This is a genomic window from Agromyces laixinhei (assembly GCF_006337065.1).
Lineage (GTDB): Bacteria > Actinomycetota > Actinomycetes > Actinomycetales > Microbacteriaceae > Agromyces > Agromyces laixinhei.
The window spans coordinates 2,321,315-2,335,592 of sequence record NZ_CP040872.1 but is presented as its reverse complement, the minus strand read 5'-3'; the positions used below and the strand labels follow the sequence as shown (position 1 = coordinate 2,335,592).

Below are 14,278 nucleotides of genomic sequence, written 5' to 3'. Positions count from 1 at the left end.
AGTGTGCGGATGCCGCAGCATCCGCTCATCGGAACCTCAGCGCTTCGGCGCACCGCATCCGTCCGCAATCGACCCACCCAGGAAGCCGCAGCACGTGACGATCAAGCCCGACCTCTCCGCTCAGATCCCCGCCGAACTCGGCGCCGTGCACTTCGTCGGCATCGGCGGATCGGGCATGAGCGGCATCGCCCGCCTCATGCTCGGCGACGGGCACCGGGTGACGGGCTCCGATGTTCGCGATTCCGCGAACATCGCGGCGCTTCGCGAACTCGGTGCCGAGATCGCGATCGGCCATGACGCCGCGAACCTCGCCGACGACATCGACACCGTGGTCGTCACCGGCGCGCTCTGGGAGGACAATCCCGAGTACCGGCTCGCACTCGAGCGAGGCCTCCCGGTGCTGCACCGATCGCTCGCCCTGGCCGCCCTCATCGCCGGCCGCCGACTCGTCTCGGTCGCCGGCGCCCATGGCAAGACGACCTCGACCGGCATGATCGTGACCGCCCTGCTCGCACTCGGCGAAGACCCGAGCTTCGTCAACGGCGGGGTCATCGAGGGACTCGGCGTCTCGTCGGCCGCGGGCGACGGCGAACTGTTCGTCGTCGAAGCCGACGAGTCCGACGGTTCGTTCCTGCTCTACGACACCTCGGTCGCGCTCATCACGAACGTCGACCCCGACCACCTCGACCACTACGGTTCGCGCGACGCGTTCGAGCAGGCGTTCGTCGAGTTCGCCGATCGTTCACGCGAACTGGTCGTGGTCTCCTCCGACGACGCGGGCGCCGTGCGCGTGACCGAGCGGATGTCGCACCGGCGCGTCGTCACGTTCGGCCAGGCGGCCGATGCCACCGTGCGGCTGCACTCGGTCGAGACCGACGGGCCGGTGGCATTCGCCCTCGACTATGCGGGCGCGACGTATCGGGCCGAGCTGCTGATTCCCGGACTGCACAATGCGATCAACGCGGCGGGTGCGTTCGCCGTGCTCGTGGGACTCGGCTTCGACCCTGCGGCATCCCTCGCGGGCATCGCCCGCTTCGCGGGCACCGGGCGTCGCTTCGAACTGCACGGCACGGTCGGCGGTGTGAGCGTCTACGACGACTACGCGCACCACCCGACCGAGGTCGCTGCCGCGCTGGCGGCTGCGCGCACGGTCGTCGGTGCAGGCCGCATCATCGCGGTGCACCAGCCGCACACGTACAGCCGCACGCAGGCCTTCGCGAAGGAGTTCGCCGAGGTGCTCGAGGAGTATGCCGACGAGACCGTCGTGCTCGAGGTCTACGGCGCGCGCGAAGACCCGGTGCCCGGAGTGACCGGTGCGCTCGTGAGCGAGCGATTCGCCGATTCCCGGCACGTCGCCTACGAGCCCGATTGGCAGCGGGCGGCCGATTACACCGCGAGCATCGCCCGTGACGGCGATTTCGTGATCACCCTCGGTTGCGGCGACGTCTACCGCATCGTGCCGCAGCTCCTCGGGTCGCTCGAGCGGGAGCGCGGATGACGCCGGAGCGCGCGTGAAACGGCCGCAGGGCTTCGACGGGCCGATCGCGCGAACGTCGCGATCGGCGGCGACGCAGCAGCCGGCGGCGGCGGCACGCGACGCGAGCCGGAGTCACGGCTCCGACGCCGACCGGGTCACCACCGAGCCGATCGCGATCGTGGTCGACGCTCCGGTGGCGCCGCGCATCGACGCGGCGGATCCCGACCCCGGCACCGGGCAGGCGCGACCCGCAACGCCGAAGAGTGCTCGCACTGCCAAGCGCGAGCTCGCCGCCGCGGCACGGGAACGCCGCAGATACGAGCGTCAGGAGGTGCGGCGCTTCACGAAGCGTTCGCGACGCCGACGCATCGCGTGGTCGGTCGGGCTCGGCTCGATCGCGGCCCTCGTGGTCGTCGTCGCGGTCGGGGCGTATTCGCCGCTCATGGCGCTGCGTGAGGTGCGCGTCGAGGGTGCCTCGCGCATTCCCGTCACCGAAGTGCAGGCGGCGTTCGACGAGCAACTCGGCACGCCGCTGCCCCTCATCGCGAGCGCCGATGTGCTCGCCGCGCTCTCGAGCTTCCCGCTCATCGAGACGTACTCGACCGAGACCGTTCCGCCCGGCACCCTGGTTGTGCGCATCGTCGAACGGGTGCCCGTGGGCGTCGTCGACACGGGCGACGGGCTCGAGCTCGTCGATGCGGCGGGCGTCGTCATCGAGCGGCCGGAGGAACGCCCGGACGGGCAGCCGCTGATCGTCGCGGAGGGCGGCGTCGCCGGAGAGGGGTTCCGCGCTGCGGCCGCAGTCATCCGGAGCCTGCCTGCGGAGGTTCGGAGCCTCCTCGTCGGTGCCTCGGCGGCGACCGCCGACGATGTTCGGCTCGAGCTCTCGACGGGTGCCACGGTCGTGTGGGGGAGCGCGGAGGAGTCTGCGCAGAAGGCAGCGGTGCTCGCACGGCTCATGGTCGCAGCACCGCCCGAATCGGTCGGCGAGTACGACGTGTCGTCGCCGACGAGCGCCGTCACCCGCTGATCGATGACCCGTTCGGGTGCCCGTGGCCTCGAATCCGGGGCGATCGGCCGTGAGGTTCGCGACACGCGGAGTGTCATGGCGCCTCGCGGGGTGCAGGGCGCCTACCTTCGAATCAGGAATTGCATACTCAGCAAAACTTTAACCTTCGACTAGAGGTTCAGGGTTCAGAGTTCGCACGGAAGGCCGGTCATGTCGACAAACCAGAACTACCTCGCCGTCATCAAGGTCGTCGGTATCGGCGGCGGCGGTGTCAACGCCGTCAACCGCATGATCGAGCTCGGACTCCGCGGAGTCGAGTTCATCGCGATCAACACCGACGCACAGGCACTGCTGATGTCGGACGCCGACGTCAAGCTCGATGTGGGGCGCGACCTCACGCGCGGGTTGGGGGCCGGTGCAGATCCCGAGGTCGGCCGTCACGCCGCCGAGGATCACGCGGAGGAGATCGAGGAGGCGCTCGCGGGCGCCGACATGGTCTTCGTCACGGCGGGCGAGGGCGGCGGCACCGGCACCGGCGGCGCACCGGTGGTCGCTCGCATCGCGAAGTCCATCGGCGCCCTCACGATCGGTGTCGTCACGAAGCCGTTCGGCTTCGAGGGCAAGCGCCGGCAGACGCAGGCCGAGCAGGGCGTCGCACGCCTGAAGGAAGAGGTCGACACCCTCATCGTGGTGCCGAACGATCGACTTCTCGAGATCAGCGATCGCGGCATCTCGATGCTCGAGGCCTTCGCCACCGCCGATCAGGTGCTCCTCGCCGGTGTGCAGGGCATCACCGACCTCATCACGACCCCGGGCCTCATCAACCTCGACTTCGCCGACGTGAAATCGGTCATGCAGGGGGCGGGCTCGGCGCTCATGGGCATCGGTTCGTCGCGGGGGGCCGATCGTTCGATCAAGGCGGCCGAACTCGCCGTCGCGAGTCCGCTGCTCGAAGCATCGATCGACGGTGCCCACGGGGTGCTGCTCTCGATCCAGGGCGGCTCGAATCTCGGCATCTTCGAGATCAACGACGCCGCACGGCTCGTGCAGGAGGCCGTGCACCCTGAGGCCAACATCATCTTCGGTGCCGTCATCGACGACACGCTCGGCGACGAGGTGCGCGTCACGGTCATCGCGGCCGGCTTCGACGGCGGCGAGCCGAACGCCAAGCCGGTCGAGGCGCGACGCACCAACTTCGTACCGGCGGCGGTCGGTGCCGCCGTCGGAGGCGGCGTCCTCGCCGGCGACGCTGCCGAGGTCATCACCGAGATCGACATCGACGAACTCGTCGAGACGGCGAACTGGGGCGAGGCCGAGACGACGACGGCCGACCAGATCGTCTCGGACCCGGCCTTCGACGCGTCCGATGACGATCTCGACATTCCCGACTTCCTGAAGTGAGCACGGCTCCCGGCACCGACGCGGGGGACTCCGGTTCCCTGGCCGGGCGCCTCGCCGAGGTGACGGGCCGGGTCGCGGAGGCCGCCCGCGATGCGGGCCGTGACCCCGACGCGATCACGACGATCGTCGTCACCAAGTTCCACCCGGCGGCGCTCGTCGCCGAACTGGCCGAGCTCGGTGTGCTCGACATCGGCGAGAACCGCCATCAAGAGGCACAGGCGAAGGCCGCCGAGCTCGGCGACCTCGAGCTTCGCTGGCACTTCGTCGGCCAGCTGCAGAGCAAGAAGGCCAGACAGGTGCGCGCGTACGCATCGGCGATCCACTCGGTCGACCGTGCGGCGCTCGTCGATGCCCTGCGTTCAGACGAGGCATCGGTCGACTGCTTCGTGCAGGTCAACCTCACCGAGGACCCGGGTCGCGGGGGCGTCGCTCCCGAAGCCCTGGAGTCGCTCGCCGAACACGTGCTCGAGACGGCCGGGCTTCGCTTGCGCGGGCTCATGGCGGTCGCGCCGCTCGGCGAACCCGCGCGCCCGGCGTTCGCGCGCGTGCGTGCGATGTCGGAGCGGCTGCGACGACTCGAGCCGACGGCGAGCGATCTGTCCATGGGGATGTCGCACGATTTTCGCGACGCGATCCTGGAGGGTGCGACACACCTGAGAATCGGCACGGCAATCACCGGGAATCGGCCGGTCGCCGGTTAACCTCGAAGAGACGGAACACAGACGGAGGCAGCGATGTCGAACCCGCTCAAGAAGACGATGGTCTATCTCGGACTCGCCGATGAAGAGTTCGAAGAGGAGACCACCCAGGCGCAAGCGCCCGCACCGGTTGCCCCGGTCGCGAACGCCGCGCCCGTACCGAAGTCCGGGGCATCGGTCACGCCATTGCGCAAGAACCATGTCCAACCGACCGCACCGCAGGTGGAGATGAACGAGATCCTGACCGTCCACCCGCGTCAGTACCGTGACGCGCAGGTGATCGCCGAGTCCTTCCGTGAGGGAGTACCGGTGATCATCAACCTCTCGCAGATGTCGGATGCCGACGCACGGCGTCTCATCGACTTCGCAAGCGGCCTCTCGCAGGGCCTCTACGGCAAGATCGAACGGGTCACGAACAAGGTGTTCCTGCTCTCGCCCGCCCATGTGGTCGTCTCGGGGGAGACCGGCGAGAGCGAAGGCGACGTGGACGCGTCGTTCTTCACGCACGCGTAGCCCGTCGTGGGCGCGCTGCTCGTCGTCTGGAACATCCTCTATGCGCTGCTGCTCATCTACTTCTTCGTGATGTGGGGGCGGTTCGTGCTGGATCTCGTGCGAACGTTCAATCGGTCGTGGCGCCCCACCGGCGCCTGGCTCGTGATCGTGGAGGCCGTCTACAGCCTCACCGATCCTCCCGTGCGCTTCTTCAGGCGGCTCGTGCCGCCGATCCGCATCGGTCAGATCGCATTGGATCTGGGGTGGAGTCTCGCCATGCTCGTCGTGATCGTGGCGATGACCGTGGTGTCCCTTCTGGCACAGGCAGCATCCATGCCCGGCTGATGATCTCCTGCGAGGGTCGAGGTCGAGACGATCGGCACTCACGACTCTGAGGATGTCTTTGCTACCGTTAGCTGAACGTTATCGATCGAGCTCGACAGATTTGAGGGTGGAAAGCCATGGCGCTAACTCCGGAAGATGTGGTCAACAAGCGCTTCCAGGCGACGAAATTCCGCGAAGGCTACGACCAGGACGAGGTCGACGACTTCCTCGACGAGGTCGTGGTGGAGCTTCGTCGACTGAGCGGAGAGAACGAGGAGCTGCGTCAGCGGCTGTCGGCGGCCGAGGCCCGTGCCGCGGAGGTCGCCAAAGCGCCTGCCGCCGCGCCCGCCGCCGCGATCTACACCGAGCCGGCTGCGCCGGCCGCGCCCGCGCCCACGGTCGCGGTGCCGATGCAGCAGCCCGCATCGCAGCAGTCCGACCTCGATGAGCAGGCGAGCACGACGAACCTCCTGCAGCTCGCCCGTCGTCTGCACGAAGAGCATGTCCGCGAGGGTGTCGAGAAGCGCGACGCGCTCATCGCCGAGGGCCACGCCACCGCCGCGCGGGTCGTCGCCGAGGCCGAAGCCAAGCAGCGCGCCCAGATCGGCGTGCTCGACCAGGAGCGCGTGGCGCTCGAGAAGCGGGTCGACGAGCTCCGCGTGTTCGAACGCGACTACCGCGCCAAGCTGAAGGGCTACATCGAGGGCCAGCTCCGCGAGCTCGACACCGCCGCGCCGGTGCAGGTCAGCGGCAACCAGGGCTTCTCGTCGCCGGTCGCCGAACAGCCGGCACCGACGTTCCAGGGCTTTGGGGGCTGAGCGGGCCGCGAAGGTCGGCTCAGCCACCGCCCTCCTGGTCGTGGCCGGCGCCGCATTCGCGGCGTACGGCCTCGACCAGCTGAGCAAGTTCCTCGTCGTCGGCAATCTCACCGAGGGCGAGATCGTGCCCGTGCTCGGCTCGGTGCTCGAATGGCAGTTCGTGCGCAACCCCGGTGCCGCGTTCTCGCTCGCGAGCGGCATGACGTGGATCTTCACGATCCTCGCCGCCGGCGTGATCACCGTCATCATCTGGTTCGCGCGGCGCATCCGTTCGATCGCCTGGGCCGTGGTGTTCGGACTCCTGCTCGGCGGCGTGCTCGGCAACCTGACCGACCGGCTCTTCCGCGAGCCGTCGTTCGGCCTCGGACACGTGGTCGACTTCATCTCGACGCCGTGGCTGATCCCGGCGATCTACAACATCGCAGACATCGCGATCGTGTCGAGCATGGTGATCTTCATGATGCTCACGATCCGCGGCATCGGTCTCGACGGGTCCCGTGAGCTGCGGCCGTCGAAGGCCGCCGCGACCGGAGCCTGATGGAACACCGTTCGTTTCCCGTCCCCGACGGGCTCGAGGGCGCGCGCGTCGACGCGGGCCTCGCGAAACTGCTCGGTTTCTCGCGCACGCTGGCGGCCGACATCGCATCGGCCGGGGGCGTCTCGCTCGACGGGGCGCCCGTCGACAAGTCCGATCGACTCCGAGGCGGCGCATGGCTCGAGGTGAGCTGGGAGGAACCCCGCGGGCTCACGATCGACCCGATCGCGGTGTCCGACCTCGGCATCGTCCACGATGACGACGACCTCGTGGTCGTCGACAAGCCGGCGGGCGTCGCCGCCCACCCCTCGGTGGGCTGGAACGGACCGACTGTCGTCGGGGCGCTCGCGGCCGCGGGCTTCCGCATCTCGACGTCCGGCGCATCCGAGCGACAGGGCGTCGTGCACCGTCTCGACGCCGGCACCAGCGGGCTCATGGTCGTCGCCAAGTCGGAGCGCGCCTACACCGAGCTCAAGCGTCAGTTCCACGACCGCGAGGTCGAGAAGATCTACCACACGGTCGTTCAGGGCCATCCCGATCCGCTCGCGGGAACGATCGACGCGCCGGTCGGCCGTCACCCACGCTCCGAGTGGAAGTTCGCGGTCACGGCTGACGGCAAGCACGCCGTCACACACTACGAGACCATCGAGGCGTTCCCCTACGCGTCGCTGCTCGAAGTACACCTCGAGACCGGCCGCACGCACCAGATCCGGGTGCATATGGCGGCGCAGCGGCATCCGTGCGCCGGTGACTCGATGTACGGCGCAGACCCGACGCTCTCGGCGAAGCTCCGCCTCGACCGGCAGTGGCTCCACGCGAAGCAACTCGCCTTCACGCACCCCGGCGACGGCGAGTGGTCGACGTTCGTGTCGGAGTACCCGGCCGACCTCGCTCACGCGCTCGGCGTGCTCCGCGGCGACTGAAGCCGCACCGATCGCGTGCCACGCAGCCGGGCGTCGCCCGGTCGCCGTAGACTTCGAAGACCCCCGGAACACACTCGCAACACCCCGATGAGGAGCCCAGTGGCCACCGATTCCTTCGTCCATCTGCACGTGCACAGCGAGTACTCGATGCTCGACGGCGCAGCCAGGGTGGGGGAGCTCATCCAGGCGGCCAAGGGCGAGGGCATGCCCGCCGTCGCCGTCACCGACCATGGCAACGTGTTCGGCGCCTATGACTTCTGGAAGCAGGCCACCGACGCCGGCATCAAGCCGATCATCGGCACCGAGGCGTATGTCACGCCGGGCACGGCGCGCGGCGACAAGACCCGCATCCGCTGGGGCAACGGCGGCGGCGACGATGTCTCAGGGTCCGGCGCGTACACGCATATGACGCTGCTGTCCGAGACGACCGAGGGCATGCACAACCTCTTCCGGCTCTCGAGCCGGGCCTCGATCGAGGGCTACTACTTCAAGCCCCGCATGGATCGCGAGCTGTTGTCGACGTACTCGAAGGGGCTCATCGCGACGACCGGGTGCCCGTCGGGCGAGGTGCAGACACGCCTCCGGCTCGGCCAGTACGACGAGGCGGTCAAGGCGGCATCCGACTTTCGCGACATCTTCGGCAGAGAGAACTACTTCGCCGAGATCATGGACCACGGCCTCGGCATCGAGCGCCGCATCATGGAAGACCTGCACCGGCTCGCGAGAGACCTGGGGCTGCCGCTCCTCGCCACGAACGACCTGCATTACACGCACGCCGCCGACGCCAAGAGCCACGCGGCCCTGCTCTGCGTGCAGTCGGGCTCGACGCTCGACGACCCGAACCGGTTCAAGTTCGATGCCGACGAGTTCTACCTGAAGACGGCCGCCGAGATGCGGCACGTCTTCCGCGACCACCCCGAGGCGTGCGACAACACGCTGCTCATCGCCGAGCGCGCCGACGTGCAGTTCAACACCAGCGCCAACTACATGCCGCGCTTCCCGGTGCCGGCGGGCGAGAGCGAAGACACCTGGTTCGTCAAAGAGGTCGACCGCGGACTCGAGGCGCGATATCCGAACGGCATCCCCGCCGAGGTGCGCAAACAGGCCGACTACGAGGTCGGCGTCATCCTGCAGATGGGCTTCCCCGGCTACTTCCTCGTCGTCGCCGACTTCATCAACTGGTCGAAGAGCAACGGCATCCGCGTCGGGCCCGGCCGCGGCTCCGGTGCCGGCTCGATGGCGGCCTACGCCATGCGCATCACCGATCTCGATCCGCTGCAGCACGGCCTCATCTTCGAGCGGTTCCTGAACCCCGACCGCGTCTCGATGCCCGACTTCGACGTCGACTTCGACGAGCGTCGGCGCGGCGAGGTCATCAAGTACGTGACCGAGAAATACGGCGACGAGCGCGTCGCTCAGATCGTCACCTACGGCACGATCAAGGCCAAGCAGGCGCTCAAGGACTCGGGCCGCGTGCTCGGCTTCCCGTTCTCGATGGGCGAGAAGCTCACGAAGGCGATGCCGCCCGCCGTCATGGGGAAAGACATCCCGCTCACCGGCATCTTCGACACGAAGCATCCGCGGTACAAAGAGGCCTCCGACATCCGGGCCATCGTCGAGACGGATCCCGAGGCGAAGACCGTCTTCGAGACCGCGCTCGGCCTCGAGAACCTGAAGCGCCAGTGGGGCGTGCACGCGGCCGGCGTGATCATGTCGAGCGATCCGCTGATCGACATCATCCCGATCATGAAGCGCGAGCAGGACGGTCAGATCGTCACGCAGTTCGATTACCCGGCGTGCGAGTCGCTCGGCCTCATCAAGATGGACTTCCTGGGGCTGCGCAACCTCACCATCATCGACGACGCCCTCGACAACATCGAGGCGAACCGCGGGCATCGGCCGGTGCTCGAAGACCTCGCGCTCGACGACCAGGGCGCCTACGACCTGCTTGCGAGGGGCGACACGCTCGGGGTCTTCCAGCTCGACGGCGGGCCGATGCGGTCGCTGCTGCGACAGATGAAGCCCGACAACTTCGAAGACATCTCGGCCGTCATCGCACTGTACCGCCCTGGCCCCATGGGTGCGAACTCGCACATCAACTACGCGTTGCGCAAGAACCGCCTGCAGGAGATCACCCCGATCCACCCCGAATTCGAAGAGTCGCTCCGGGAGATCCTCGATACGAGCTACGGCCTGATCATCTATCAGGAGCAGGTGATGGCGATCGCGCAGAAGGTCGCAGGGTTCTCGCTCGGCCAGGCCGACATCCTGCGGCGCGCGATGGGCAAGAAGAAGAAGTCCGAACTCGACAAGCAGTACGAGGGCTTCTCGGGAGGCATGAAGGCCAACGGCTATTCGGATGCTGCGATCCAGAAGCTCTGGGAGATCCTGCTCCCGTTCTCGGACTACGCGTTCAACAAGGCCCACTCGGCCGCCTACGGCGTGCTGAGCTACTGGACCGCGTACCTCAAGGCGCACTACCCGGCCGAGTACATGGCGGCGCTGCTCACCAGTGTCGGTGATTCGCGTGACAAGCTCGCCCTCTACCTCAACGAATGCCGTCGAATGGGCATCAAGGTGCTGCCGCCCGACGTGAACGAATCGATCGGCTACTTCGCCGCCGTCGGTGAAGACATCCGCTTCGGGCTCGGCGCGGTGCGCAACGTCGGGTTCAACGTGGTCGACGCGATCCGCAGCGCACGTGAGACGAAGGGCCGGTTCGAGTCCTTCCACGACTTCCTGAAGAAGTCGCCGCTCCCGGTGGCGAACAAGCGCACGGTCGAGTCTCTCGTGAAGGCCGGCGCGTTCGACTCGCTCGGCGCGACGCGTCGCTCGCTCGTCGAGATCCATGAGGGCGCCGTCGAGTCGGTCGTGAAGGAGAAGCGGGCCGAGGAGGTCGGCGACTTCGGCTTCGACTTCGACAGCCTCTTCGACGACGCCGAGCGGGATGCCGCGCCGTCGCTCGTGCCCGCGCGTCCGGAATGGCCGAAGAAGCAGAAACTGGCCTTCGAGCGCGACATGCTGGGACTCTACGTGTCCGATCACCCGCTCGCCGGGCTCGAGGTTCCACTCGCGAAGCACGCCTCGACGACCATCACCGACCTGATGACCTCGGACTCGACGCAGGATGCCGACACCGTCACGGTGGCGGGTCTCGTCACGAGCGTGCAGCATCGCATTGCGAAGGCCTCGGGCAACCAGTACGGCATGATCACGGTCGAGGACTTCTCGGGCGAGATCACGGTGATGTTCATGGGCAAGGCGTACCAGGAGTTCGCCCCCGGCCTGCAGGCCGATTCGATCGTGGTCGTTCGCGGTCGGGTCAGCATGCGTGACGACGGCATGAACCTGCATGCCTACAGCGTGTTCACGCCCGAGATCGGTCAAGACGAGGAATCCGGAATCGTGAAGATCTCGCTGCCCGACCAGCGGGCGACGCAGGAGACGACCGAGGCGCTCCGAGACGTGCTCGTACGTCATCGCGGGCAGACCGAGGTGCGAATCACACTGACGAAGGGACGCGTCGGTCGCATCTTCGAGGTCGGGCAGTACCCGGTCACGGTGACCGCCGACCTCTACGGGGAGCTGAAGAGCCTGCTCGGTCCGAACTGCCTCGTCTGACGTCGGCGCTGCCGGCTCGGTGGCGCGTCGATAGGCTGGAGACATCATGCTGCGCACCATCGATCTCCGTGGAAGACGACCGACGACGGCGGAGCTGCTGGCCCTCGTGCCGCGTGCTGCGACCGACGTCTCGGCGGCGCTCGACGCCGCCGGCGCACTGGTCGACGAGGTCCGTCGCCACGGCGAGACGGCGCTGCTCGATCAGGCTGAGCGGTTCGACGGTGTTCGTCCCGCCGCAGTCCGGGTGCCGGCCGACGAGCTCACCGCAGCGCTTGCCGGGCTCGCTCCCGACATCAGGGCGGCCGCGCTCCAGACCATCGAGCGCGTTCGTGCGGCGAGCGAGGCGCAGGTGCCCGCGCCGCGGGTGACCGCACTCGCGCCCGGCGCGGTGGTCGAGCAGCGGTGGCAGCCGGTCGGCCGTGTCGGGCTCTACGTGCCGGGCGGCAAGGCCGTCTATCCGTCGAGCGTCATCATGAACGTCGTGCCGGCGCAGGTCGCAGGGGTGCGTTCGATCGCGCTCGCGTCCCCGCCGCAGTCGGCGTTCGGCGGGGCCATCCACCCGACGATCGCGGGTATCGCGGCGCTCCTCGGCATCACCGAGGTCTACGCCATGGGCGGGGCCGGCGCGATCGGCGCCTTCGCGTACGGTGTGGCCGGCATCGGGCTCGAGCCGGTGCAGCGCGTCACGGGGCCCGGCAACGTCTTCGTGGCTGCTGCGAAGCGGGTCGTGCAGGCGGTCACGGGCATCGATGCCGAGGCAGGGCCGACCGACATCCTCGTCATCGCCGACGACAGTGCCGACCCCGACTTCGTCGCGGCAGACCTCGTGAGCCAGGCCGAGCACGACGAACTCGCCGCCTCGCTGCTCGTGACCGATTCGGCGGAGTTCGCGGCCCGTGTCGAAGAGCGGCTCGAGACCCGCAGCGAAGCCACGAAGCACAGCGCGCGGGTGCGATCGGCGATCGGCGGCGTGCAGTCGGCGCTCGTGCTCGTCGACGACCTCGAGCAGGCCGCCGACTTCGCGAACGCCTTCGGGCCCGAGCACCTCGAGATCCAGGTGCGCGATGTCGACGGCACCCTCGCCCGCGTCGAGAACGCCGGCGCCATCTTCGTGGGCCCGTACTCGCCGGTCAGTCTCGGCGACTACGCGGCCGGATCGAATCACGTGCTGCCGACCGGTGGTCAGGCGCGCCACGCTTCGGGCCTCTCGGCGGCGACGTTCCTTCGTCCGCAGCAGATCGTCCGATACGACGAGGCTGCGCTCCGCGAGGTGGCGCCCGTCATCGCCGCACTCTCGGCGGAAGAGAACCTGCCCGCCCACGGCGCGGCGGTCACCGCCCGATTCTCCGACTGACGCCTGAGCCCTCCGTCCCGATCGCCTCGCTAGTCTGGGAGCACCATGTACTGTCCCTTCTGCCGTCACCCCGATTCGCGTGTCATCGACTCCCGAACGAGCGATGACGGACTGTCGATCCGGCGCCGACGACAGTGCCCCGAGTGCGGGCGCCGATTCTCCACCACCGAGACGGCGAGCCTCGTCGTCATCAAGCGTTCCGGTGTGGTCGAACCGTTCAGCCGCGAGAAGGTCGTGCTCGGCGTCAGAAAGGCGTGCCAGGGCCGCCCCGTCACCGACTCCGATCTCGCGGTCCTCGCGCAGAAGGTCGAGGAGACGATCCGCTCGACGGGCACGTCGCAGATCGAGGCGAACGACATCGGCCTCGCGATCCTGCCGCCGCTCCGCGAACTCGACGAGGTGGCGTACCTGCGCTTCGCGAGCGTGTACCAGGCGTTCGATTCGCTCGACGACTTCGAGTCGGCGATCGATCAGCTCCGCGAGGAGCACGGCCGTATCCCGGCGAGACCGGTCGAGTGAGGTCGGACCGGGTCGGGCCGGGCGCTCCTGTTCCGGTAGCCTGAGGCGCGATGTATCGACTTCTCTTCTCCGTCTTCCTCTCCCGCATGGACCCGGAGGATGCCCACCATCTCGCGTTCCGCGCCATCCGGGCGCTGCCGACGCTCGGTCTCGGCAGGCTCGTCGAGCGCTTCACGGCGCCTGATCCGGCGCTCTCCGTCGAGACCCTGGGCCTGCGCTTCCCGTCACCGTTCGGCGTCGCCGCCGGCTTCGACAAAGACGGATTCGCGGTGCGGGGCCTCGGACACCTCGGCTTCGGGCACGTCGAGGTCGGCACCATCACGGCGATCGCCCAGCCGGGCAACCCGCGCCCGCGACTCTTCCGGCTCGTGAGCGATCGAGCGGTCGTCAACCGCATGGGCTTCAACAATCGCGGTGCGGATGCCGCGGCCGGTCGTCTCTCCCGGCTGTCACGTCGCCGCCACCGACCGGTGCTCGGCGTGAACATCGGCAAGAGCCGGGTGACGGCCGTCGAGGACGCGATCGCCGACTACGAGCGGAGCGCCACGGTGCTCGCGCCGTACGCCGACTACCTCGTGGTGAACGTCAGCTCGCCGAACACTCCGGGCCTTCGCGGCCTGCAGGAGATCGACTCGCTCGCGCCGCTCCTCGAAGCGGTCCGCGCGGCGGCGGGCGAGACCCCCCTGCTCGTGAAGATCGCCCCCGATCTCGCCGACTCGGAGATCGTACGCATCTGCGAACTCGTCGGCCGCCTCGGCCTCGACGGCATCATCGCGACGAACACGACCATCTCCCGAGAGGGGCTCCGCGCCGAGGCATCCGCTGTCGAGGCAATCGGTGCCGGCGGACTCTCGGGCGCGCCGCTCGCCGCTCGATCGCTCGAGGTGCTCCGCCTCATCCGTGCACAGGTGCCCGCTGAGCTCTGCGTCGTCTCGGTCGGCGGGGTCGAGACCGCCGCCGACGTGCAGGAACGACTCGATGCCGGCGCCACCCTCGTGCAGGGGTATACGGCCTTCCTCTACCTCGGTCCCCTGTGGGCCAGGCAGGTCAACCGGGGGCTCGCGCGGCTCGCACGCGGGCGACGCCCCGCAGTCGCGGCGTAGTTCC

Annotated in this window: 13 protein-coding genes; all 13 read left to right on the top strand. The window is 68.5% G+C overall.

All coding sequences use genetic code 11. The annotated features are described in order from the left end of the window. Positions 1–94 precede the first annotated feature (94 nt). The 13 genes from murC to FHG54_RS10960 all read left to right on the top strand — a co-directional run bounded on the left by murC (position 95) and on the right by FHG54_RS10960 (position 14,274). Entirely contained in the window at positions 95–1,498 is a 1,404-nt protein-coding gene (gene murC / locus FHG54_RS11020) for a UDP-N-acetylmuramate--L-alanine ligase (protein WP_139417314.1), read from the top strand. A 13-nt stretch (positions 1,499–1,511) separates the two neighbouring features. Then, complete coding sequence (locus FHG54_RS11015; RefSeq protein WP_233437754.1) at positions 1,512–2,507, top strand: cell division protein FtsQ/DivIB; 996 nt, start codon at positions 1,512–1,514, stop codon at positions 2,505–2,507. A gap of 189 nt (positions 2,508–2,696) precedes the next feature. Next, positions 2,697–3,887, top strand: coding sequence for a cell division protein FtsZ (ftsZ, locus tag FHG54_RS11010; protein ID WP_139417313.1), 1,191 nt, complete (start codon positions 2,697–2,699; stop codon positions 3,885–3,887). Beyond that, positions 3,884–4,588, top strand: coding sequence for a YggS family pyridoxal phosphate-dependent enzyme (locus FHG54_RS11005; protein WP_420837413.1), 705 nt, complete (start codon positions 3,884–3,886; stop codon positions 4,586–4,588). Before ftsZ ends, FHG54_RS11005 begins: the two co-directional genes overlap by 4 nt. A gap of 33 nt (positions 4,589–4,621) precedes the next feature. Next, positions 4,622–5,098 (top strand): cell division protein SepF, encoded by a 477-nt coding sequence (locus tag FHG54_RS11000; protein ID WP_139417312.1) that lies wholly within the window; start codon positions 4,622–4,624, stop codon positions 5,096–5,098. A 6-nt stretch (positions 5,099–5,104) separates the two neighbouring features. Continuing rightward, entirely contained in the window at positions 5,105–5,422 is a 318-nt protein-coding gene (locus FHG54_RS10995; RefSeq protein WP_139417311.1) for a YggT family protein, read from the top strand. Positions 5,423–5,538: 116 nt separating this feature from the next. Then, positions 5,539–6,219, top strand: a complete 681-nt coding sequence (locus FHG54_RS10990; protein WP_139417310.1) for a DivIVA domain-containing protein — start codon at positions 5,539–5,541, stop codon at positions 6,217–6,219. Further along, a complete protein-coding gene (lspA, locus tag FHG54_RS10985) occupies positions 6,209–6,757 on the top strand; it encodes a signal peptidase II (RefSeq protein ID WP_332310020.1) in 549 nt (182 codons plus the stop codon). Before FHG54_RS10990 ends, lspA begins: the two co-directional genes overlap by 11 nt. Further along, complete coding sequence (locus FHG54_RS10980) at positions 6,757–7,677, top strand: RluA family pseudouridine synthase (protein ID WP_139417309.1); 921 nt, start codon at positions 6,757–6,759, stop codon at positions 7,675–7,677. Before lspA ends, FHG54_RS10980 begins: the two co-directional genes overlap by 1 nt. A gap of 87 nt (positions 7,678–7,764) precedes the next feature. Then, entirely contained in the window at positions 7,765–11,298 is a 3,534-nt protein-coding gene (gene dnaE, locus FHG54_RS10975; RefSeq protein WP_139417308.1) for a DNA polymerase III subunit alpha, read from the top strand. A gap of 46 nt (positions 11,299–11,344) precedes the next feature. Beyond that, entirely contained in the window at positions 11,345–12,652 is a 1,308-nt protein-coding gene (hisD, locus tag FHG54_RS10970) for a histidinol dehydrogenase (protein WP_139417307.1), read from the top strand. 45 nt (positions 12,653–12,697) lie between these two features. Next, entirely contained in the window at positions 12,698–13,171 is a 474-nt protein-coding gene (nrdR, locus tag FHG54_RS10965) for a transcriptional regulator NrdR (RefSeq protein WP_139417306.1), read from the top strand. A 50-nt stretch (positions 13,172–13,221) separates the two neighbouring features. Further along, positions 13,222–14,274 carry a quinone-dependent dihydroorotate dehydrogenase gene (locus tag FHG54_RS10960; protein WP_139417305.1) on the top strand — a complete coding sequence of 351 codons (1,053 nt, stop codon included), beginning with the start codon at positions 13,222–13,224 and terminating at the stop codon, positions 14,272–14,274. Positions 14,275–14,278: the final 4 nt, after the last annotated feature.

Excerpts from the sequence above, each read along its gene's own strand:
- ftsZ (WP_139417313.1), top strand. The coding sequence starts at position 2,697 with ATGTCGACAAACCAGAACTACCTCGCCGTCATCAAGGTCGTCGGTATC.
- FHG54_RS11000 (WP_139417312.1), top strand. The coding sequence starts at position 4,622 with ATGTCGAACCCGCTCAAGAAGACGATGGTCTATCTCGGACTCGCCGAT.
- FHG54_RS10990 (WP_139417310.1), top strand. The coding sequence starts at position 5,539 with ATGGCGCTAACTCCGGAAGATGTGGTCAACAAGCGCTTCCAGGCGACG.
- FHG54_RS10980 (WP_139417309.1), top strand. The coding sequence starts at position 6,757 with ATGGAACACCGTTCGTTTCCCGTCCCCGACGGGCTCGAGGGCGCGCGC.
- dnaE (WP_139417308.1), top strand. The coding sequence starts at position 7,765 with ATGAGGAGCCCAGTGGCCACCGATTCCTTCGTCCATCTGCACGTGCAC.
- hisD (WP_139417307.1), top strand. The coding sequence starts at position 11,345 with ATGCTGCGCACCATCGATCTCCGTGGAAGACGACCGACGACGGCGGAG.
- nrdR (WP_139417306.1), top strand. The coding sequence starts at position 12,698 with ATGTACTGTCCCTTCTGCCGTCACCCCGATTCGCGTGTCATCGACTCC.
- FHG54_RS10960 (WP_139417305.1), top strand. The coding sequence starts at position 13,222 with ATGTATCGACTTCTCTTCTCCGTCTTCCTCTCCCGCATGGACCCGGAG.